This window comes from Fodinicurvata fenggangensis DSM 21160 (assembly GCF_000686045.1).
In the GTDB taxonomy this organism is placed as follows: Bacteria; Pseudomonadota; Alphaproteobacteria; order Kiloniellales; family DSM-21159; genus Fodinicurvata; species Fodinicurvata fenggangensis.
The window spans coordinates 517,106-536,362 of the sequence record NZ_JMLV01000002.1; the positions used below are offsets into that span (position 1 = coordinate 517,106).

The 19,257-nt window shown below is 65.3% G+C and carries 17 protein-coding genes; 5 read left to right on the forward strand and 12 right to left on the reverse strand.

Going from position 1 to position 19,257, the window contains the following annotated elements; genetic code table 11:
* Nucleotides 1-3: 3 nt before the first annotated feature.
* From BP38_RS19250 to tsaE, 3 genes are read right to left on the reverse strand one after another with little or no spacing between them, the layout of a single operon-like run.
* Nucleotides 4-750, reverse strand: a complete 747-nt coding sequence (locus BP38_RS19250; protein ID WP_051609013.1) for a nucleotidyltransferase family protein — start codon at nt 748-750, stop codon at nt 4-6.
* On the reverse strand, nt 747-1,793 hold the full coding sequence (locus tag BP38_RS19255) for an aminoglycoside phosphotransferase family protein (RefSeq protein ID WP_051609014.1): 1,047 nt from the start codon (nt 1,791-1,793) through the stop codon (nt 747-749). Before BP38_RS19255 ends, BP38_RS19250 begins: the two co-directional genes overlap by 4 nt.
* Nucleotides 1,793-2,275, reverse strand: a complete 483-nt coding sequence (gene tsaE / locus BP38_RS0105630) for a tRNA (adenosine(37)-N6)-threonylcarbamoyltransferase complex ATPase subunit type 1 TsaE (RefSeq protein WP_035723662.1) — start codon at nt 2,273-2,275, stop codon at nt 1,793-1,795. Before tsaE ends, BP38_RS19255 begins: the two co-directional genes overlap by 1 nt.
* A 175-nt stretch (nt 2,276-2,450) precedes the next feature.
* Between tsaE and BP38_RS0105635 the strand changes: the two genes are divergently transcribed.
* Entirely contained in the window at nt 2,451-3,470 is a 1,020-nt protein-coding gene (locus BP38_RS0105635) for an NAD(P)/FAD-dependent oxidoreductase (protein WP_026986931.1), read from the forward strand.
* A 52-nt stretch (nt 3,471-3,522) separates the two neighbouring features.
* Here BP38_RS0105635 and BP38_RS19260 read toward each other — a convergent pair whose 3' ends face one another.
* Nucleotides 3,523-5,718: a sensor histidine kinase gene (locus BP38_RS19260; protein WP_155992221.1), complete on the reverse strand. Its 2,196-nt coding sequence runs from the start codon at nt 5,716-5,718 to the stop codon at nt 3,523-3,525.
* Nucleotides 5,719-6,064: 346 nt separating this feature from the next.
* Between BP38_RS19260 and BP38_RS0105645 the strand changes: the two genes are divergently transcribed.
* Entirely contained in the window at nt 6,065-7,405 is a 1,341-nt protein-coding gene (locus tag BP38_RS0105645; protein ID WP_026986932.1) for a sodium-dependent transporter, read from the forward strand.
* A gap of 43 nt (nt 7,406-7,448) precedes the next feature.
* Here BP38_RS0105645 and BP38_RS0105650 read toward each other — a convergent pair whose 3' ends face one another.
* Both BP38_RS0105650 and BP38_RS0105655 read right to left on the reverse strand, forming a co-directional pair.
* Nucleotides 7,449-8,270 (reverse strand): HesA/MoeB/ThiF family protein, encoded by an 822-nt coding sequence (locus BP38_RS0105650; RefSeq protein WP_026986933.1) that lies wholly within the window; start codon nt 8,268-8,270, stop codon nt 7,449-7,451.
* Nucleotides 8,271-8,421: 151 nt separating this feature from the next.
* On the reverse strand, nt 8,422-9,021 hold the full coding sequence (locus BP38_RS0105655; RefSeq protein WP_026986934.1) for a TetR/AcrR family transcriptional regulator: 600 nt from the start codon (nt 9,019-9,021) through the stop codon (nt 8,422-8,424).
* A 71-nt stretch (nt 9,022-9,092) separates the two neighbouring features.
* On the opposite strand from BP38_RS0105655, the gene BP38_RS0105660 reads away from it, so the two are divergent.
* Nucleotides 9,093-9,518, forward strand: coding sequence for a VOC family protein (locus tag BP38_RS0105660; RefSeq protein WP_026986935.1), 426 nt, complete (start codon nt 9,093-9,095; stop codon nt 9,516-9,518).
* A 94-nt stretch (nt 9,519-9,612) separates the two neighbouring features.
* On the opposite strand, the gene cysK is transcribed toward BP38_RS0105660, so the two are convergent.
* The 4 genes from cysK to coaBC are packed head-to-tail and all read right to left on the reverse strand — an operon-like array spanning nt 9,613 to nt 12,879.
* Nucleotides 9,613-10,605, reverse strand: a complete 993-nt coding sequence (gene cysK / locus BP38_RS0105665; RefSeq protein WP_051609015.1) for a cysteine synthase A — start codon at nt 10,603-10,605, stop codon at nt 9,613-9,615.
* Between the two features lie 35 nt (nt 10,606-10,640).
* Nucleotides 10,641-11,099: an RrF2 family transcriptional regulator gene (locus BP38_RS0105670; protein WP_026986937.1), complete on the reverse strand. Its 459-nt coding sequence runs from the start codon at nt 11,097-11,099 to the stop codon at nt 10,641-10,643.
* Between the two features lie 56 nt (nt 11,100-11,155).
* The gene (gene dut, locus BP38_RS0105675) at nt 11,156-11,629 is read right to left on the reverse strand and encodes a dUTP diphosphatase (protein ID WP_026986938.1); all 474 of its coding nucleotides are present in this window, start codon (nt 11,627-11,629) and stop codon (nt 11,156-11,158) included.
* Nucleotides 11,626-12,879, reverse strand: coding sequence for a bifunctional phosphopantothenoylcysteine decarboxylase/phosphopantothenate--cysteine ligase CoaBC (gene coaBC, locus BP38_RS0105680; protein WP_026986939.1), 1,254 nt, complete (start codon nt 12,877-12,879; stop codon nt 11,626-11,628). The genes dut and coaBC overlap by 4 nt, the downstream gene beginning before the upstream one ends.
* Nucleotides 12,880-13,085: 206 nt before the next feature.
* Here coaBC and BP38_RS0105685 point away from each other — a divergent pair, with 206 nt between their 5' ends.
* The gene (locus tag BP38_RS0105685) at nt 13,086-16,721 is read left to right on the forward strand and encodes a hydantoinase B/oxoprolinase family protein (protein WP_026986940.1); all 3,636 of its coding nucleotides are present in this window, start codon (nt 13,086-13,088) and stop codon (nt 16,719-16,721) included.
* Nucleotides 16,722-16,799: 78 nt separating this feature from the next.
* On the opposite strand, the gene BP38_RS0105690 is transcribed toward BP38_RS0105685, so the two are convergent.
* Both BP38_RS0105690 and BP38_RS0105695 read right to left on the reverse strand, forming a co-directional pair.
* Nucleotides 16,800-17,351 carry an NUDIX hydrolase gene (locus tag BP38_RS0105690; protein ID WP_026986941.1) on the reverse strand — a complete coding sequence of 184 codons (552 nt, stop codon included), beginning with the start codon at nt 17,349-17,351 and terminating at the stop codon, nt 16,800-16,802.
* Between the two features lie 81 nt (nt 17,352-17,432).
* On the reverse strand, nt 17,433-17,702 hold the full coding sequence (locus BP38_RS0105695) for a hypothetical protein (RefSeq protein ID WP_035723665.1): 270 nt from the start codon (nt 17,700-17,702) through the stop codon (nt 17,433-17,435).
* 88 nt (nt 17,703-17,790) lie between these two features.
* Between BP38_RS0105695 and rsmB the strand changes: the two genes are divergently transcribed.
* Entirely contained in the window at nt 17,791-19,206 is a 1,416-nt protein-coding gene (gene rsmB, locus BP38_RS0105700) for a 16S rRNA (cytosine(967)-C(5))-methyltransferase RsmB (protein ID WP_081816468.1), read from the forward strand.
* The last annotated feature ends 51 nt before the right edge of the window (nt 19,207-19,257 follow it).

Sequence of the window (19,257 nt, forward strand, 5' to 3'; positions counted from 1 at the left end):
GGTCTACACCACGGGCTCGGGGCGTGGTTTGCCGAGTTCGTAGGAAAGCTCCTGCTCGGTCTCCTCGAGCAGTTCCGGTGTGCCCACGTGGAACCAGAGGCCGTCATGGCGCAGGCCGTAGAGGCGCTGCTCCTCGATGGCCCGGTCCCAGAGCCGATTCAGAGAGAAGGCGCCTTCCGGTGCACCGGTAAAGAGACGGGGGTGCAGGATCTGCAGGCCGGTGAAGACGAAGGGGGCCACTTCGCGCTCGTTGCGGCGGCGCACCTGCCCATCGGGAGTGAGGGTAAAGTCCCCCTGTCCCTCGTAGCCGAAGGCGAGCGCCGAGGAGTGGAGCAGCAGCAGGCCGTCCATCCGGCTTTCATCCCAGAAACTGGCAAGGCGTTCCAGGGCAGGCCGCAGGCCGTCCAGCCAGACCACATCGCTGTTGGTGACATAGAAGGCGTCCTCGCCCAGCTGTGGCAGGGCCTTGGCGATGCCCCCTCCGGTATCGAGAATCTCGGCTTCTTCGGAAAAAAGGATTTCCGGGCGGCTGCGATCGGCCAGGTGTGCGCGCAGCATGTCGCCCTTGTAATGCAGGTTGACCACGGCCTGTTTCACGCCGGCATCGGCCAGGCGATTCAGCACGCGGTCGATCATGGGCCGGCCATGAACCTCGATCAGGGGTTTGGGCCGCGCGTCGCTCAGCGGTCGCATGCGTTTGCCGTATCCGGCGGCCAGGACCATGGCACGGGTGGGGGAGACTGGATTCATGAAAAGACTCCGGTAGCAGCGGACATCAGGTTGGCGGGGTTCCGGGCCGTGGCCGGAACATGACAGTCGAACCAGGCGCGCAGGGGTGCCAGCTCGGGTCGGGAGAGCTCTTCCTCCAGCAGGCGCCAGAGGCGTGGCAGGTGTGCAAGGTATCGCGGCTTGCCATCGCGCTGCGCCAGGCGGGTGAAGATGCCGATGATCTTGGCATTGCGCTGGGCCCCCAGGGTCCAGTAGGCGCGTTCGAAGGCGGCCCTTGGCCATTCGGGGCAGGCAGCCAGGTAACGCTCCAGTTCGCGTTGCTGCAGGGCGGTTGGCACGTCCCGGCGCGCATCGCGCAGCAGCGAGACCAGGTCATAGGCCGGCGTGCCGATGACTGCGTCCTGGAAATCCAGCAGGCCGCAGGCCTTCGTTCCTTCGCGGCCCGGCAGGATCATCAGGTTGTCCACGTGATAGTCGCGCAGAACCAGGACGCTTGGCAGGCGGTTGTCCTCCAGTACGGGTTCCAGCAGCTCCTGCCAGAGCGCCAGGTAGGCACGGCGGGCCGAATCCGGCAGGTGCTGTCCGGCCGCCGGCAGGTACCAGTCCACGAGGAGGACTGCTTCATCCAGCAGCTTCCGCAGGTCATAGGCGGGAAGGTTCACCTGCTTGGGTGCGTCCGGCCAGTGTCGCTGCAGGGTGGCCAGCGTATCCACGGCCAGGTCGTAAAGCTGTGCCTCGCTGGCCCCCTCGGCCAGAGCCCGCGTGAAGGTACGGTCTCCGAAGTCCTCCAGCAGCAGGAACCCTTGTTCCAGGTCACGTACCAGGCAGCGCGGGGCGCTCAGGTCCAATGCCACAAGCTGCTCGGCGATGCGCAGGAAGGCCTCGGGGTTCTCCTTCTGGGGCGGCGCATCCATAAGGATCGCGGTGTTATCCGTCCCGAACACACGGAAGTAGCGCCGGAACGAGGCGTCGGCGGCCAGGAGTTCCAGCCTGGCGCCGGTCCAGCCGGCCTGTTGAATAAAGCTCTGTGCGGCCTGTTCCCGCTGTGGCTGCGGTGCCTGCATCAGGCCTCTCCCCTGGCCAGACGTTCGGTCCAGCTCCCGTAAGGTGTGATACGGGCTGCACGGTGGTTTTCAAGATCACCGTGGCGGAGTTCGATCTCGAGTCGCGAGGGCGGCAGCGCGCGGCCCAGGCGCTCCGGCCACTCGATCAGGGACACGCCGTCGGCCAGGGCCTCTTCCAGGCCCAGTTCCCAGACTTCGTCCGGGCTTTCCAGGCGATAGAGGTCGAAATGCCAGACGTCCAGGCCACTGCCCTCCTGGTTCCTGCGGTGATAGGTCTGAACCAGCGTGAAGGTGGGACTGGGCACCTCCTCGACTGGTCCCGGCAAGGCGTTGATGAAGGCACGCGCGAACACGCTCTTGCCCGCCCCCAGCTCCCCGGACAGCAGGATTACGTCACCGGTCCGGGCCAGGGCGGCCAATTCCTGCGCCAGGGCAATCGTGGCCTCTTCGCTGTCCAGTGGTCTCGCTGCGCGCTCCGTCACCTGTCCTCCCGGGAGTTGTTTTCCCTGGTGCGCTGTCACCGCCCTTTATACAAGTCCGGCGCGCGACCACAACGGTCGACTGAAACAGGCCGGACGTGGGCCTTGCAAGAGGGCCATGCTGCGGCCATGTTAGCGCCGCTCCAGGGTTACCGCTTACCAGTTTCGGGATGATTTCATGTCGGAAGCACCAGTGCGTACGGACGTGGCCATTGTGGGGGCCGGTCCGGTGGGTCTCTTCGCCATCTTCGAGTGCGGCATGCTGAAGATGCACTGCCACGTGATCGACACGCTGGAGGTGCCGGGCGGTCAGTGCGCGGCGCTCTATCCCGAAAAACCCATCTATGACATCCCCGGTTTTCCGCGCGTAGGCGCAGCCGAGCTGATCGAGCAGCTTCTGGAGCAGGCCGCGCCCTTCGAGCCAGTCTATCATATGGACCAGCGCGTCGAGAAGCTGGAGCGCAATGGCGAGTGGTGGCGGCTGACCACCTCGCGCGGGAGCGTGGTGGAGGCCAAGGCGGTCATCCTGGCCGCCGGGGTCGGCGCCTTCGGGCCCAACCGCCCACCGCTGGAGAATCTCCAGTCCTATGAGGGCCAGTCGGTCTTCTACTATGTAACGAAACCCGAGGACTTCCGGGACCGCAGTGTCGTGATCGCCGGCGGCGGGGATTCGGCTCTGGACTGGTCGATCCTGCTGGCCGACATCGCGCGCAAGGTCTATGTGGTCCACCGTCGTCCCAAGTTCCGTGGCGCCCCCGACTCAGTCGCCAAATTGCATGCCCTGGCCGAGGCGGGGCGGATCGAGCTGGTGGTTCCCTATCAGCTGGACCGGCTGGAAGGCCAGGACGGCGCTCTGCAGGCCGTGATCGTACGGGATTTCGATGATGCGGAGCGCCGCCTGGAGGCCGACCGCCTTCTGCCCTTCTTCGGGCTGTCCATGGACCTGGGGCCAATCCGTGACTGGGGCCTGGACCTGGACCGGCAGGCCCTGACCGTCGACCCCTTCACCTGCGAGACCAACCTGCCCGGCATTCACGCCATCGGCGATGTGGCCAGCTATCGCAACAAGCTGAAACTGATCCTGTCGGGCTTCTCGGAAGCGGCGACCGCTGCCCATGCCATCCATCCCCGGGTCCACCCCGACGAGGAGCTGCACTGGGAGTATTCCACCACCAAGGGTGTGCCCGGCAAAGCTTAAGCGCAGGGCCTGGAGGCACAGAGTCCTGGAATATGGGTTCCGGGCTCAGGCCTCAGGCCGGGCCGCTGTCTCCCTCCGGTGGGGGTGTGAAACGCTGCAGCAGGCGGTTGGCAGCGGCTTCGGCCGAACCGCCGGGCGGCAGTGCATTCAGCAGGTCGCTTTGCGACAGGGCCATCTGGGGATCGGCCGGATCCAGCGGCAGGTGGCAGGTCACGGAGGTGCCCTTGTCGATTTCGGAGGCCAGCTCCACCCAGCCGCCGTGCAGCTCGATCAAGCTCTTGACCAGGGAAAGGCCCAGCCCGGCCCCGGCCCGCTGGCGCCGGTTCTGGGTCAGGCGGCCGCGTTCGAACTGGCCGAAGATGCGGGACTGTTCCTCGGGCGGTATGCCGATACCGTTGTCGCTGACCGTCAGCAGGACTTCCTGGTCCTGCCGTTGAGCCGTCAGGTGGATCGTGCCGCCATCGGGCGTGAAGCGGAAGGCGTTGGACAGCAGATTGAACAGGGCCTGGCGCAGTCGCTTTTCGTCGCAGTAGAGCGCATCCAGGCTGTCCTCGCAGTGAATCTCGAGCTTCAGATCGCGCAGGTGTGCGCGTTCGCGCCAGAGCCCCTCGACGGATTCCAGTAGTTTGTGCAGCTCCACCGGCTTGCGGTTGAGCTGCAGGTAGCCCGCCTCGATGGAGGCCAGGTCCAGGATGTCGTTGATCAGTGCGATCAGCCGTTCGGAGGACTCGACGATGGCCTGGGCATAGCCCTGCTGACGCTCGTTCAGGGGACCGAAGTAGCAGTTCTGCAGGATTTCCGCGAAGCCGATAGTGGCGTTGAGCGGCGTGCGCAGTTCGTAGGAGATGTTGGCAATGAATTCCGATTTCAGCCGGTCGGCCGTCTCGAGCGCCTCGTTGCGTTCGCGCAGCGCACGTTCGACGCGGGTGGAATCGGTGATGTCCACATAGGCGAAGAGGCTGGCGCCGTCGGGCAGGGCCACCTGGGACCATTCGACAATGGAGCCGTCGGCCCGCTCCAACTGGCCGTTGTCGCTTTCCGGCTCGGTGGCGCGGGCCACCATGTGCTCCAGGTAGGTCTGCCAGCCTTCCTCGGGCAGGTCGAAATAGCCGCGCCAGGCCTCGATGACATCGCGGACATGGGGTTCCTCGCCCAGCCAGTCCAGCGAGAGGTTCCAGATCTGGGCAAAGGCGGGATTGTAGAGGCGCAGGCGCCCGTCGGCACGAAAGACGGCCACGCCTTCATGGAGATTGTTCAGTGTTTCGCGCTGGACATCCAGAAGGGTGTTGTAGGTGCGCTCGAGCTGAAGGCGGTCGGTCACATCCTCGTAGGTCAGGATAATCCCATTGGCAGGATGCGGCGTCATGGTCACCCGCAGGGTCGTGTTGTCCGGCAGGTGGAGAAGTTCTTCCGAGGGTTCCAGCAGGGACTGGTACTGTCGCAGGAGCTGTCGCTTGTAGGCCGAGAAATCGGCCTGTTCCGGCAGGCGTCGATGCTCGCGCAGCCATTCCAGCAGGTCGAAGAGATGTGGCTTTCCGGCCAGGAAGGATTCGTCCAGGCGCCAGATACGGGCATAGGCTGTGTTGTAGAAGTCCAGGTGCATGTCGGCGCTGTAGATGGCGATGCCGACGCCCAGGTGCTCCAGCAGAACCCCCTGGGCTTCCTTGTAACGCTGGAAGCCGGTTTCCAGTTCCTCGACCTCAGTGACGTCCCGGGCATGGCCCAGCAGGCTGCCGTCCGGAAGGGGAGTCTCCATGACCTGCATCAGGCGCCGCTCGCCGCCGACGACAATGTGGAAACGTCTGGATTCCGACTGGTTGCCCTCCAATGCCTTCTGCGCCAGTTGCTGGGTCCGGTCCCGGTCCTGGTCCTCGACGAGTTCCGTTCCCTCGCGCAGGACCTGTTCGAAGCTCTGTTCCACCGCCAGCAGGTAGGCCCGGTTGCAGTAGGTCAGGGTCAGGTCGTCGCCACGCTGCCAGACAGGCAGCGGCAGGCTGTCCAGCAAGCCGCGCAAGGCGCGTTCATTGGCCCGCGCGGTGCTGCGCTCGCTTTCCGTGGCGGCCAGCAGCTCGTTCAGGTTTCCGACCCGGCGCTCCATGGCGGCCCGTCCGCTGCGCAGATCCTGATGGTCGCGTTGATGCATGGCGCGTTCGTCCTGCAGCTGGCGCCGGCTGCGCCAGAGCAGCCAGGCCAGGACCAGGGCCACCAGGACAGCCACTGCAAGAGCCGGAAGAACAAGGGGCGTCATTGAACGAACCCCGGACCCTGCCGATCCCTGGCGTATCCTTGACTCAGGAAGGTCATGACGCCTTGCGCCCCGTACGACCGTTTCACGAAGACTGCTGTCCTTTTTTCCCGCAACTGCGGTGCAAGTCTAGAAACAAGAAAATCAACGAGCAAGAACCGGCCACAAACTTGCCAGATCGGTCCCGGAAATGACATGGCTGGCAAAGATGGGACATCTATGGAGCCAAATCTTCCGCCCGTTTTTCTTTGCTGTCCGGCTGTGCTAGAATTTTCCGGCTTTTACAAGGGCTGTTCAGGCATTTCAGTACGCCAGCCTTCCTGTTGGCGACAGAGTTCTGGGGGAAGTGATGGCAAAGTCGTCTCACGCGCAGTGGTCTTCGCGCATGACCTTCATCCTGGCGGCCACGGGCTCGGCCGTGGGCTTGGGCAATATCTGGCGATTCTCATACCTGGTGGGCGACAGCGGGGGTGCCGCCTTCGTGCTGGTCTATCTGCTCTGCATCGCCCTGGTCGGGCTGCCGATCCTGGTTTCGGAGTGGATGATCGGGCGGCGCGGCCAGAAGAACCCGATCAACAGCCTGGCCGAACTGGCCCGCAAGAACGGTAGCAGCCAGGCCTGGATGATCGTGGGCGTGAGCGGCGTATTGGGCGCTTTCCTGATTCTGTCCTTCTACAGCGTCATCGGTGGCTGGTCGCTGTCCTATACATTGTCCTCGCTGACCGGTGATTTCAGCGGCCAGGATGCCGCGACCATCGAGGGACTGTTCGGCGCCCTGCTGGGGAGTCCCGGCATGCTGCTGCTCTGGCACACGATCTTCATGGCTTTGGTCCTTGGCATCGTGGCCTTCGGTGTGAACCAGGGGTTGGAGAAGGCCGTGCGCCTCTTGATGCCGGCGCTGGTGGTGCTGCTGGTCATCCTGGTGGTCTACGGCATGTTCTCCGGCCACTTCGGCGAGGCGCTGTCCTTCATGTTTGCGCCGGACCTGAGCGCCTTCACTGGCGGTGTGGTCCTGGCGGCTATGGGACAGGCCTTTTTCACCCTGTCGCTTGGCATGGGCATCATGATTGCCTACGGCTCCTACCTGGGGCAGGAGGTGAAGCTGCTGGGTGCGGCCCGAACGGTTATCATTCTGGATACCGTGATTGCCCTGCTGGCCGGCCTGGCCATCTTCCCCATCGTCTTCGCAAACGGCCTGGACCCCAGCGAAGGGCCGGGCCTGATTTTCGTCACCCTGCCGATCGCCTTCGGAAGCATGACGGCGGGTTGGCTTCTGGGCCTGATCTTCTTCCTTCTACTGACCTTCGCCGCGCTGACCTCGGCGATCTCGCTGCTGGAGCCGGTGGTGGAGTTCCTGGAGGAGCGCAGTCCGTTGACACGCGTTCCGGCCACTGTGGTGGCTTCCTTCGCGATCTGGGGCCTCGGCATTGCCGCCCTGTTGTCCTTCAATCTCTGGGACTTCACGGTGCTCTTCGGGCTCAACATCTTCGACCTGCTGGATACCGTGACGGCGAAGATCCTGCTGCCGCTGACCGGTCTCGGGGCCGTGGTCTTTGTCGGCTGGGTCCTGAGCCGCGAAAGCGTCGAGAAGGAATTGGGGCTGAGTGGTGGTGCGGCCACGGCCTGGAACATCGCGGCGCGTTTCATCGCGCCAATCGGTGTGGTCCTGGTCTTCATCTTCAGCTTTTAGGGGCAAAGGCCTGGAAAGTGGCGCGGCCGGCCTGTCAGGTGAGTCAGGCCGGCGCCGTACCGTAATGCGCAGGATCCAGTGCCCGGATTTGCGGCGCCGTCCCGCAGAGCGGACAGTCTGGATCGGCCGGCAGGTTTATGGTCTGAAAGCGCATGGCCAGGGCGTCGAAAAGCAACAGGCGCCCGGCCATGCTCTCGCCCAGACCCAGAATTTCCTTCACCACCTCGGTGGCCTGCAGGCTGCCCATGACGCCGGGCAGCATGGCCAGCACGCCGACATCGGCACAGGAATCGCGGCCGGCTTCCGGCTGGTCTCCGTAGAGGCAGCGATAGCAGGGGTTCTGTCGGCCGTCGTGCCCGTGGCCCAGATGGCTGCGAAAGGTCGCAAGCTGGCCGTCGAAGCGCATGATGGAGGCGGACACCAGGCTGCGGCCAACCAGATGACAAGCGTCGTTCACCAGATAGCGGGTTGCGAAGGTATCGCTGCCATCAGCCACCAGGTCGTACTGTCGGATGAGGTCCAGGGCGTTGTCGGGAGTCAGGCGGGCTTCGTGCGTGCGCACGACGATCTCAGGATTGAGCTGCTGCAACCGCGCGGCCGCGCTATCGGTCTTGGCCGTCCCGATATCCCCGGTGCCGTGGATCACCTGGCGCTGCAGGTTGGCCAGATCGACGCGGTCGTCGTCGATGACGCCCAGGGTGCCCACCCCGGCTGCTGCCAGATAGAGCAGCAGCGGGGAGCCCAGGCCGCCAGCGCCGATCACCAGGACCCTTGCCTGGGCCAGCCGTGCCTGCCCTTCCTCGCCGATCTCGTCCAAGACCAGGTGACGGGCGTAGCGGTCTATCTGGGCATCGGTGAAGTCCATCACGAGTCCTTTGGCCTCTAGAGCAAATCATGGTTTCACGAAATCTCTTTGCGATCTATTAAACCATGAGATTTTGCACTACCACATTGAAGTTGGAGCACCGTGCATCCTTCTGAGTGCACAAGGGGACGCGCTCCTTCGGGCTGCTGCGCTAGCCGCCATCCTGCACGGCAAGCCCTTCGAACAGTGCGTCGAGCGTCTGGCGCAGCGCCTCGGCATCACCGCCGGCCTCGATCACCAGCGCCGCACGGTCATATGCGGCGCCCAGAAGCGCTGTCAGCGCTGCCGGTGGCAGGCTGCGGATTTGGCCCGCCTGCATCGCCGCGATCAGCCCCTCGCGCAGGGTCCGGTTGCCATGGGCTTCGTCGATTTCGTCCATCGCCGCCTGTCCGAGTACAGCCGGTCCGTCCAGAAGTAGTAGGCGCGTGCGACCGGGCACCGCCATGGCCTCCAGAAAGGCTTCACCGCCCGCCATCAGCCCCTGAAGCGGGGTCGTGGAGTTGACCGCGCGTGCCTCGATCTCGCCGGCGACCTTTCTCGCTTCCTCCACCACCACGGCGTGGAACAGGCTCTGTTTATCCGCGAAATGATGATAGAGCGCGCCACGCGTTAGCCCGGCCCGGGCGACGATCTCCGGTGTGCCGGTCTCGGCATAGGATTTCTCGACGAAGAGTTGTCTTGCCGCGGCGATCAGCCTCTCGCGTGTGGCGGCGGTGCGTTCTCGATTGGTGCGGCGGGGTTTTTCTTGCATACATTCAGCCTGTATGTTAATTGGCACTTTCATACACATTGTATGTAATTGCTTGCCAGGAGGAAAGCCCCATGAAGACGACCAGCTATTATCCCGTCATCATGACGGAAGATGTCGCTGGCACGGCGCGTTTCTATCAGACGCATTTCGGGTTCGAGGTGCAGTTCGATGGCGGCTGGTACGTGCATCTGCAATCATCGGAGACGCCGAGCGTCAACCTTGCGCTCCTCGACGGCTCTCACGAAACGATTCCGGCTGCGTGGCGTGGTCGCGTGTCAGGGCTTCTTCTCAATTTCGAGGTGGACGATCCGGATGCTGAATATGCGCGTGCGCAGGCGGCGGGGCTTCGGATTCTGCAGGAGCTGCGCGACGAGGCGTTCGGGCAGCGACATTTCATCACCGTGGACCCGAACGGCGTCCTGATTGACGTCATCAAGCCGATTCCGCCCACGGCGGAGTTCGCCGCACACTACAGCGACCAGGCGTTGCCGAAATAGCGGCCTATCGAGATCAAGATCAGGTCCCCGGATCAAGTCCGAGGCAGGCTCTTGGCTGCTCCAATTCCATGGATCAGGAAACTGTCCGGACGATCTAGAGCCCCTCGAACAGTTGCGTCGACAGATAGCGCTCGGCCATCGACGGCAGGATGGCCACCATGGCCTTGCCGGCAGACTCGTGGCGCTCGCCCACCTCCAACGCGGCGGCCAGGGCCGCACCGGAGGAGATGCCCACCGGCAGACCCTCTATCGAAGCTGTCAGGCGGGCCGTGCGGAAGGCCGTGTCGTTGCCGATCTTGAGCACTTCGTCGATCAGACTGGTATCCAGGTTGCCCGGAACGAAACCGGCCCCGATGCCCTCGATCCGGTGCGGACCCGGCATGCCGCCGGACAGGACGGCGCTGTCCTCGGGCTCCACGGCCACGATGTGCAGGTCCGGATTGTGCTGGCGCAGGACGCGGCCGACACCGGTCAACGTGCCGCCGGTGCCCACCGAGCTGACCAGTATGTCCACCTTGCCGTCCGTGTCGGCCCAGATCTCCTCGGCCGTGGTGCGCATGTGGATCTCCGGGTTGGCCGGATTGTCGAACTGCTGCGGGATGACGGCATCGCCGATCTCTTCGCGCAGGGCGTCCGCCCGGTCCAGGGCGCCACGCATGCCCAGCGTGCCATCGGTCAGTTCCAGCTCGGCCCCCAACAGTTTCAGCATCTTGCGCCGTTCGGTGGAACTGGTCTCGGGCATGGTCAGGATCAGGCGATAGCCCTTGGCGGCGCAGGCAAAGGCGAGCGCAATGCCGGTGTTGCCGCTGGTGGGTTCGATGATGGTGGTTTCGGGGCCGATCTTCCCGCTGACCTCCAGCGCTTCGATCATGGCCACGCCAATGCGGTCCTTCACCGAACTGAGCGGATTGAAGAACTCGCACTTGCCCAGAAGGTCGGCCCGGCAGTTGCGGGCCTCCATCAGGCGTGACAGGCGCACCAGCGGTGTGGCTCCCACGGTCTCGAGCACGGAGTCGTAGATGCGCCCCCGGCTCTCCGGCGGGCGGGTGCTGGAGGCCCCAGATTTCGGCGCACTCGGTGTATCCATTGAGACAGTCCGTTAACGGTGACGTGTGGTTCGGGCTAGATGGAAAAATCGGTAACCACGGGCGTTGCCTGGCTGCGAATTCCGGCCTGGCGGGCCTGGTTGCAGAGGTCTTCCACCGTGATGGAGTCCAGGCGCGCCATCATGTCGTCCTGCATCTGGATCCAGATGGGGCGGACCACGGCCTGGCCCAGCTCCGAGCCCTCCTCGCCATCCCCCAGTTCGACGCTGCCTTCCAGTTCGCGCACAATGCGCACGATGTCCCCGATGGCAATGTGCCGCCGCTCACGCGCCAGGCGATAGCCGCCGCGCGGACCGCGCTGGCCGGCCAGGATCCCGCGATGAACCAGCATCTGCAGCACCTGTTCCAGGTAGCGGCGGGGAATGCCCTGCCGTTCGGATATGTCCGAGGACCGAACCGGTGCGGCACCGGCGTTGTAGGCGATGTCCACCACGGCCTCGATGGCGAAGAGCAGTTTCTTGGAAAGACGCAGCATCTTCGGTTTATCCTTTTGTCACTTCTGTTGCGTCAGGAATGCGGCTCACGGCGTTCCTATCCTGTCTTGGCGGGGCTTTCCAGCCCAGTGGAGCCGAAGCCGCCGTTGCCGCGTGATGTAGCCTCCAGGTTGTCGCTTTCCACCCATTGCGCCTGGCAGTGCCGGGCAATCACCATCTGGGCGATGCGCAGGCCGCGTGTGATCGTGAAGATTTCCTTGCCCAGATTGATCAGCAACACCTTGATCTCTCCGCGATAGTCGGCGTCGATGGTGCCCGGGCTGTTCAGCACCGTGACCGCGTGACGGAAGGCCAGGCCCGAACGCGGGCGCACCTGAGCCTCCAGTCCAGCCGGCAGGGCGATGGACAGGCCGGTCGGCACGGCCGCCCAGTCTCCGGGCGCAAGCTCCAGGGGTTGCTCGACGGCCGCCGGCAGATCGACACCGGCGGAGTGTTCCGTTGCATAGCTGGGCAGGGGCAGGTCGTTCCCATGGGACAGGCGCTGCAGGGGGATCTGCTGACAGTCCGTCATTGCTGTTGTCCGTCCTGGAGGCGGTCGGGCATGCGGTGTTCCTCCACTGGTGTGCGATCAAGGGTCTGGGCAATGCGGGCGGCGAGGCGTTCGGCCACTTCCTCCTTGCTGATGCGGGGCCAGTCTTCCCGCCCCGCAGCGTCGATCAGGATGATGCTGTTGTCCGGCCCGCCGAAGGTGCCGCTTTCCGCCGAGACATCGTTAGCCAGAATCCAGTCGCAGCCCTTTCGTTCACGCTTGGCGGTCGCCTGTGCGGCGACGTCCCGGGTTTCGGCGGCAAAGCCGATCACCAGTCCGGGCCGTTCCGTGCCGGCCTTGGAGAGTTGAGCCAGGATGTCCGGATTCTCGCTGAGCTGCAGGGCGGGTGGACTGGTTCCGTCCTTCTTGATCTTCTGCTCGGCCTGCTCGCTTGCGCGCCAGTCGGAAACGGCGGCGGCGCAGACCGCGACATCGACGGGCAGGGCGTTCCGGCAGGCCTGCAGCATCTCGTCGGCCGATTCCACATGGAGGGTTTGCACGCCCTGGGGGTCGGGCAGCTGCACCGGTCCGGTGACCAGCGTGACGGCTGCGCCTCGGTGCGCCAGGGCGGCGGCGATGGCATGCCCTTGCCGTCCCGAGGAGCGATTGGCGATATAGCGCACCGGGTCGATGGGTTCGTGGGTTGGGCCGCTGGTGACCAGGGCCTTCAGGCCCGCCAGCGGGCGCGGCGCATTGAAGTAGTCCTCGACCGCTGCGACGATGGCATCGGGTTCCGCCATGCGTCCGGGCCCGTATTCGCCACAGGCCATCTCGCCTTCGTCGGGTCCGACGACCTGGAGGCCGCGGGCTTTCAAGCGGGCCAGGTTGTCCTGGGTTGCCGGATGCTGCCACATGCGCAGGTTCATGGCCGGGGCGGCCAGCACCTCCTTGTCCGTGGCCAGCAGCAGGGTGGAGGCCAGGTCGTTGGCCAGGCCATGGGCCAGCTTGGCCAGCAGGTCGGCGCTGGCCGGGGCCACGACAACCAGGTCCGCGGCACGGCTGAGTTCGATATGGCCCATCTCGGCCTCGTCGGTCAGCGAGAAGAGATCCTGGTAGACCCGGTGGCCACTGACCGAGGCCAGGGACAGCGGCGTGACGAATTCCGCAGCAGCCGGCGTCATGACCACGCGCACCTCGGCGCCCTGTCCGCGCAACCGCCGGACAAGGTCAGGTGTCTTGTAGGCGGCAATTCCGCCGGAGACGATGAGAAGCAGACGTTTTCCCGAGAGCATCTGACCTATATGGTAACAATACGCCTTCACGTCACGGGCGTGGGGGATTTCACGTTCCTTGACCGTAATTCTGTCGATTGTGCGTCTGCCTGGCAAGCATAACCGCCATGATAACTGCCGTAAGTACAGGGCCGGGAAATCGGTTTGACGTTTTATCGACAAATCGCCTAGATAATCGCAAAGTCAACCAGTGGGGTCCTGAAGACATGAGTGATCAGACAGAGTCCGGCGAAACGGGTGCATGGCAGTTCTGGGTCGACCGCGGCGGAACCTTTACCGACATTGTCGCGCGCCGGCCGGACGGGGAACTGGTCAGCCACAAGCTGCTGTCCGAGAACCCCGAGCAGTACGAGGACGCCGCTCTACACGGCATCCGCACCCTGCTGGGCCTGAAGGCCGGTGAGCGTGTTCCGGCCGAGGCTGTCGAGGCGGTGAAGATGGGCACCACGGTGGCCACCAACGCCCTGCTGGAACGCAAGGGTGATCGCACGGTGCTGGCGATCACACGTGGTTTTCGCGATGCCTTGCGCATCGCCTACCAGAACCGGCCGCATCTCTTCACCCGGCGCATCGAGTTGCCGGAACTGCTTTATGAAGAGGTGGTGGAGATCGACGAGCGCCTGTTTTCAGACGGGCGGATCGAGACGCCGCTGGATGCCGAGAAGGCACGGCGCGACCTGCAGGCGGCCTATGACAATGGCATACGTTCGCTGGCCATCGTGCTGATGCACGGCTATCGCTTCAGCGACCACGAGAAGACACTGGCGCAGATCGGGCGTGAGATCGGCTTCACCCAGATCTCGGTCAGCCACGAGGTCAGTCCGCTGATGAAACTGGTGGGGCGCGGCGACACCACGGTGGTGGACGCCTATCTCTCGCCCATCCTCAGGCGCTACGTGGACCTGATCGCCGGTCAGATGGGCGAGGACGAGTCCGAGAGCGTGCGCCTGATGTTCATGCAGTCCAACGGCGGCCTGACGGACGCGCGCGCCTTTCAGGGCAAGGATTCCATCCTCTCCGGCCCCGCCGGAGGCATTGTGGGGGCTGTGCGCACCGCGGCCATGGGCGGCTTCGAGAAGATCATCACCTTCGACATGGGCGGCACGTCGACCGACGTGGCGCACTATGACGGCGAGTACGAGCGCGCCTTCGAGACCCAGGTGGCCGGCGTGCGCATGCGCGCGCCGATGATGCAGATCCACACCGTGGCCGCCGGCGGCGGTTCGATCCTGCACTTTGACGGCTCGCGCTATCGCGTGGGTCCCGATTCGGCCGGGGCCAACCCCGGCCCGACCTGTTACCGCCGCGGCGGGCCGCTGGCGGTGACCGACGCCAACGTCATGCTGGGCCGCATCCAGCCGGATTTCTTCCCGCGCGTCTTCGGCCCAAATGCAGACGAACCGCTGGATCCAGCTGCGGTGCGCACGAAGTTCGACGAGATGGCCAGGGATATCCACGAGAAGACCGGTGACACGCGCACACCCGAAGAGGTGGCCGAGGGCTTCCGCCGCATTGCCGTGGAGAACATGGCCAACGCCATCAAGAAGATCTCAATCCAGCGCGGCTATGACGTCAGCGACTACACGCTGAACTGCTTCGGCGGGGCCGGCGGCCAGGCCGCCTGCGACATTGCCGACACGCTCGGCATGACGCGTATCTTCCTGCATCCCTTTGCCGGTGTGCTCTCGGCCTATGGCATGGGCCTGGCCGATGTGCGCGTCATCAAGGAGCAGTCCATCGAAAAGCGCCTGGGCGACAGCCTGGAAGAAGTCGAGACCGAACTGAATCGCCTGGCGAGCGAAGCCGAGGCCGAGGTGATCGATCAGGGCGTCGAGCCGGCGCAGGTCGAGAAGCTGCGCAAGGTGCACCTGCGCTACGAGGGCACCGACAGCCCAATGATCGTGGACTTCGGCAGCCGCGACGCGATCGTGGCCGCCTTCGAGGCCGCCTATATCCAGCGCTTCGGCTTCACCATGCCCGAGAAGGCCCACATCGTGGAGGCCGTCTCGGTGGAAGCCATCGGTCATACCGATGCCGCCGAGGACCCGGTTCTGGAGGAGGGCAAGCGCGACAAACCGCTCGAGCCCCTGGCGCACAAGCCCTTCTACAGCGGCGGCAAGTGGGTCGACGCACCGGTCTATGACCGTGACGCCATGCTGCCCGGCGATTCGGTGGACGGCCCGGCCGTGCTGATCGAGAAGACCTCGACCACGGTGATCGAGGCCGGCTGGCGCGGCAAGCTGACCACCCGCAACCACGTGGTGCTGGAGCGCGTGCAGCCGCTGGAGCGCGAGCACGCCGTGGGCACCCAGGTGGACCCCGTGATGCTGGAGGTCTTCAACAACCTGTTCATGTCCATTGCCGAGCAGATGGGCTCAACGCTGGAGAAGACCGCCTATTCCGTGAACATCAAGGAGCGACTGGACTTCTCCTGCGCGCTCTTCACCCCGGCGGGCGACCTGGTGGCCAACGCGCCGCACATGCCGGTGCACCTGGGCTCCATGAGCGAATCCATCCGCGCCGTCATTCGCAACAACAATGGGTCCATCGCGCCGGGCGACGTCTATGTGCTGAATGCTCCCTACAACGGCGGTACGCACTTGCCGGACATCACCGTGGTGACGCCGGTCTTCGACGAAGCGGAGAAAGAGATCCTGTTCTATGTGGCCAGCCGTGGGCACCACGCCGATGTCGGCGGATTGACCCCCGGCTCCATGCCGCCCAATTCCCGCACCGTCGAGGAAGAGGGCGTACTGATCGACAACTTCAAGCTGCTGGACCGCGGGCAGTTCCGCGAACAGGCGCTGCGCGAGCTGCTGGGTTCGGGCAAGTACCCGGCGCGCAACCCGGACCAGAACATCGCCGACCTGCAGGCCCAGATCGCCGCAAACCAGAAGGGCATCGGCGAGCTGCGCCGCATCGTCAAGCAGTTCGGGCTGGACGTGGTGCAGGCCTATATGGGCCATGTGCAGGACAACGCCGAGGAACAGGTCCGCCGTGTGCTGGACCGCCTGGCCGACGGCGAATTCGTCTATCCCATGGATGATGGCAGCCAGATCGCGGTGAAGGTCTCCATCGACAAGCAGGCCCGCAAGGCCCGCATCGACTTCACCGGGACCAGCGAGCAGCAGCCCAGCAACTTCAACGCCCCTGCGGCCGTCTGCCGGGCGGCGGTGCTCTATGTCTTCCGCACCTTGGTGGAGGACGAGATCCCGATGAACGAGGGCTGCCTGAAACCGCTGGACATCGTGCTGCCCGAGGGCTGCATGCTGAACCCCGAATACCCGGCCGCCGTCGTGGCCGGCAACGTGGAGACCAGCCAGGCCATCACCGACTGCCTCTATGGCGCGACCCGGACCATGGCCGGCGCCCAGGGCACGATGAACAACCTGACCTTCGGCAACGACCAGTACCAGTACTACGAAACCGTCTGCGGCGGGTCCGGGGCCGGACCTGATTTCGATGGCTGTGACGCGGTGCACACCCACATGACCAACTCGCGCCTGACCGATCCCGAGATCCTGGAATGGCGCTTCCCGGTCCTGCTGGAATCCTTCGAGGTGCGCCGCGGCTCCGGCGGCAAGGGCAAGTACCGTGGCGGCGACGGCGCGGTGCGGCGCCTGCGCTTCCTGGAGCCCATGACGGCCTCGATCCTGTCCAGCCACCGCAAGGTGCCGAACTTCGGCGTCGATGGCGGCGAGCCGGGCGCGCTGGGCCACAATGCGGTGGTGCGCAAGGACGGCAGCGTCGATGAGCTGTCGGGCACCGACCGGGCCGAAATGGAAGCGGGCGACGTCTTCCTGGTGGAAACCCCGGGCGGCGGCGGCTACGGCAAGGCGTGATTCAGGCCTGATCCGCCAGGCGCGCCCGGGAGATGCAGGCGGGCCTACCGGTTGGAGGGACCGGCGGTCGACTGCGGTCTATCGCTCCATCCTGCCCGTCTCTCCGGGTGGGTTTGCGAAGGGGGCGAAGTCCTGGCGGTTGCGGACCTCGCGGTGGTGGTTGAGCGCCCAATGGACGCTTGGGAAGGCGATTTCGTCCCAGGGGATCTCGCTCCAGTCGAACAGCCCGACTTCTGCTGATTCCGGGCCGCAGGCCACCTTCTGGTGGGCCAGGCGGGCGCGGTAGATCAGCTGAACCTGGCTGATGCGCGGGATGCTGTAGACCGCCAGCAGGCGGTCGATCTCGAGCTCGGCGCAGGCCTCCTCGCGCGCTTCGCGCAGGGCGCCTTCCAGCGGTTCCTCCTGCAGCTCCAGGTATCCGGCCGGCAGGGTCCAGTAACCCTTGCGCGGGTGGATGGCGCGGCGGCAGAGCAGGATGCGTCCCTGCCATTCGGCTACGGAGCCGACGACGATCTTGGGGTTCTGGTAGTGGACGAAGCCGCAGTCGCGGCAGACCAGGCGTTCGCGGTCGTCACCATCCGGAACGCGATTTTCGAAGTTGTCGTCGGGCTGTGTCGCGGGCTCTGTCATGCCATAGAGAATGGCGCGAGGCAGCTGTCGCGGCAAGAGATGCGCGCAGGTCGGAGCTTTCGCGGGTCTTCAGGGGCCGGGTCAGGCCTTCATGTTGACGAAGCTGCCGCGCCAGGCCGGCTGGCCGGTTTCCCCCTGCTGCTGGGCAGCGGAAATGGTCTTGTCATTCGGCAGCTCCGTGCTGGAGGCCGGACCGCTGCCCGTGGGCTTGGTGGCGCCGGCTGCACCGTCGCGCGGCACACTCTGCCCCACGTCCTGGGGCGTGTCCTTGGGGGCGCCGGGACGACTCATGTCGTCCAGCGCCTTGGTGAAGGAGCCCAGAAGGTTTGATATGCCAGGATTCACTTGCATGGGCGTAACTATGTCGCAGAAAATCTTAACAAAGGGTTAAGGCGATAAGCGGTTTCCTTGACTGGCCGCATGGGCTAAAGCAGGCGCCATGACGCAACGCAATTCCAGGTCCCGCACCGGCCCGGCCGGCAAGGGCGGTACCGACCCGAAGTCCAAAGACACCTCGAAGTCCTCCCGCGGTGGGCCGTCAAGGCGTGACACAGAGTCCGTCCGGCCCGGCGACGCGCGCAGCCTGGCCCTGGCGGCCCTGGACGATGTCCTGCAGAAGGGACGTCCGCTGGAAGAGGCGTTGGCCGGCCAGCCGGGCTATCGCGCCCTGGCGACGCGCGACCGCGCCTTTGCCCGGCGCCTGCTGGCCGGGACACTGCGGCACCTGGGGCAGATCGACGACCTGTTGAGCCGGCTGCTGGAGCGGCCCCTGGGCGTGCGCAACAGGCGGGCGACGAACATCCTGCGGCTGGGTGTCTGTCAGCTGGCTTTCCTGGAAACACCGGCCCATGCGGCGGTCAGTACCGCACTCAGCCTGGCCGAGCATCCGCACAGCCGTTCGTTGAAGGGCCTGGTCAATGCCGTGCTGCGGCGCCTGGATCGCGAGAAGGACGGCCTGTTGGCCGAACAGGATGCCGCGCGCCTGAACCTGCCCGCCTGGCTGTGGGACCGGCTGGAAGCTGCCTATGGGGAAGCGACCCTGCGCGCCAGCCTGGAGGTGCAGCAACAGGAACCGCCACTGGACCTGACGGTCCGGGAGCCGCGTGACGAGGACAGCCTGGCACGCAGCCTGGAGGCCCAGATTCTGCCGATCGGGGGCTTGCGCCTGCCGTCCGGGCGGGGGGAAATCACCGCACTGTCCGGCTATGCCGAGGGCCGCTGGTGGGTCCAGGATGCGGCGGCGGCGCTGCCGGCTCGCCTGGCGGGTTCGCTGGCGGGGCGGCGGGTCTATGACCTCTGTGCCGCACCGGGCGGAAAGACCTGTCAGCTGGCCGCCGGAGGCGCCGAGGTGACGGCTGTGGACCAGTCGGCCTCGCGCCTGAAGCGCCTGCAGGAGAACCTGGTGCGCCTGGGCCTGAAGGCCGAGGTGGTCACGGCCGATGTGGTCACATGGCAGCCGGCCGAGCCGGCCGACCTGGTCCTGCTGGATGCCCCCTGCAGTGCCACGGGCACGTTGCGCCGCCATCCCGATGTGGCCTGGCTGAAGCGCGAAGAGGACATTCCCGCGCTCTGCGCCCTGCAGGATCGCCTGCTGGACGCCGCGGCGCGGATGGTGGCGCCGGGCGGCCTGCTGATCTATGTCACCTGTTCCCTCTTGCCCGAGGAGGGGCCTGAACGCGTGGCGGCCTTCCTGGAGGACCGGGTCGACTTTACCCGGGTGCCGGTCACTGCGGCCGAGGTGGGCGACAGACCGGAACTGCTGACAGAAGCGGGCGAGTTGCGCAGCCTGCCCTGCCACCTGGCCGAGCTTGGCGGCCTGGACGGCTTCTATGCCTGTCGCCTCAGGCGGAACTGAGATCGGCGAGCGCCCGCGTTTCTTGCGCCATGGCGCTTGCTGGCGCTTTGA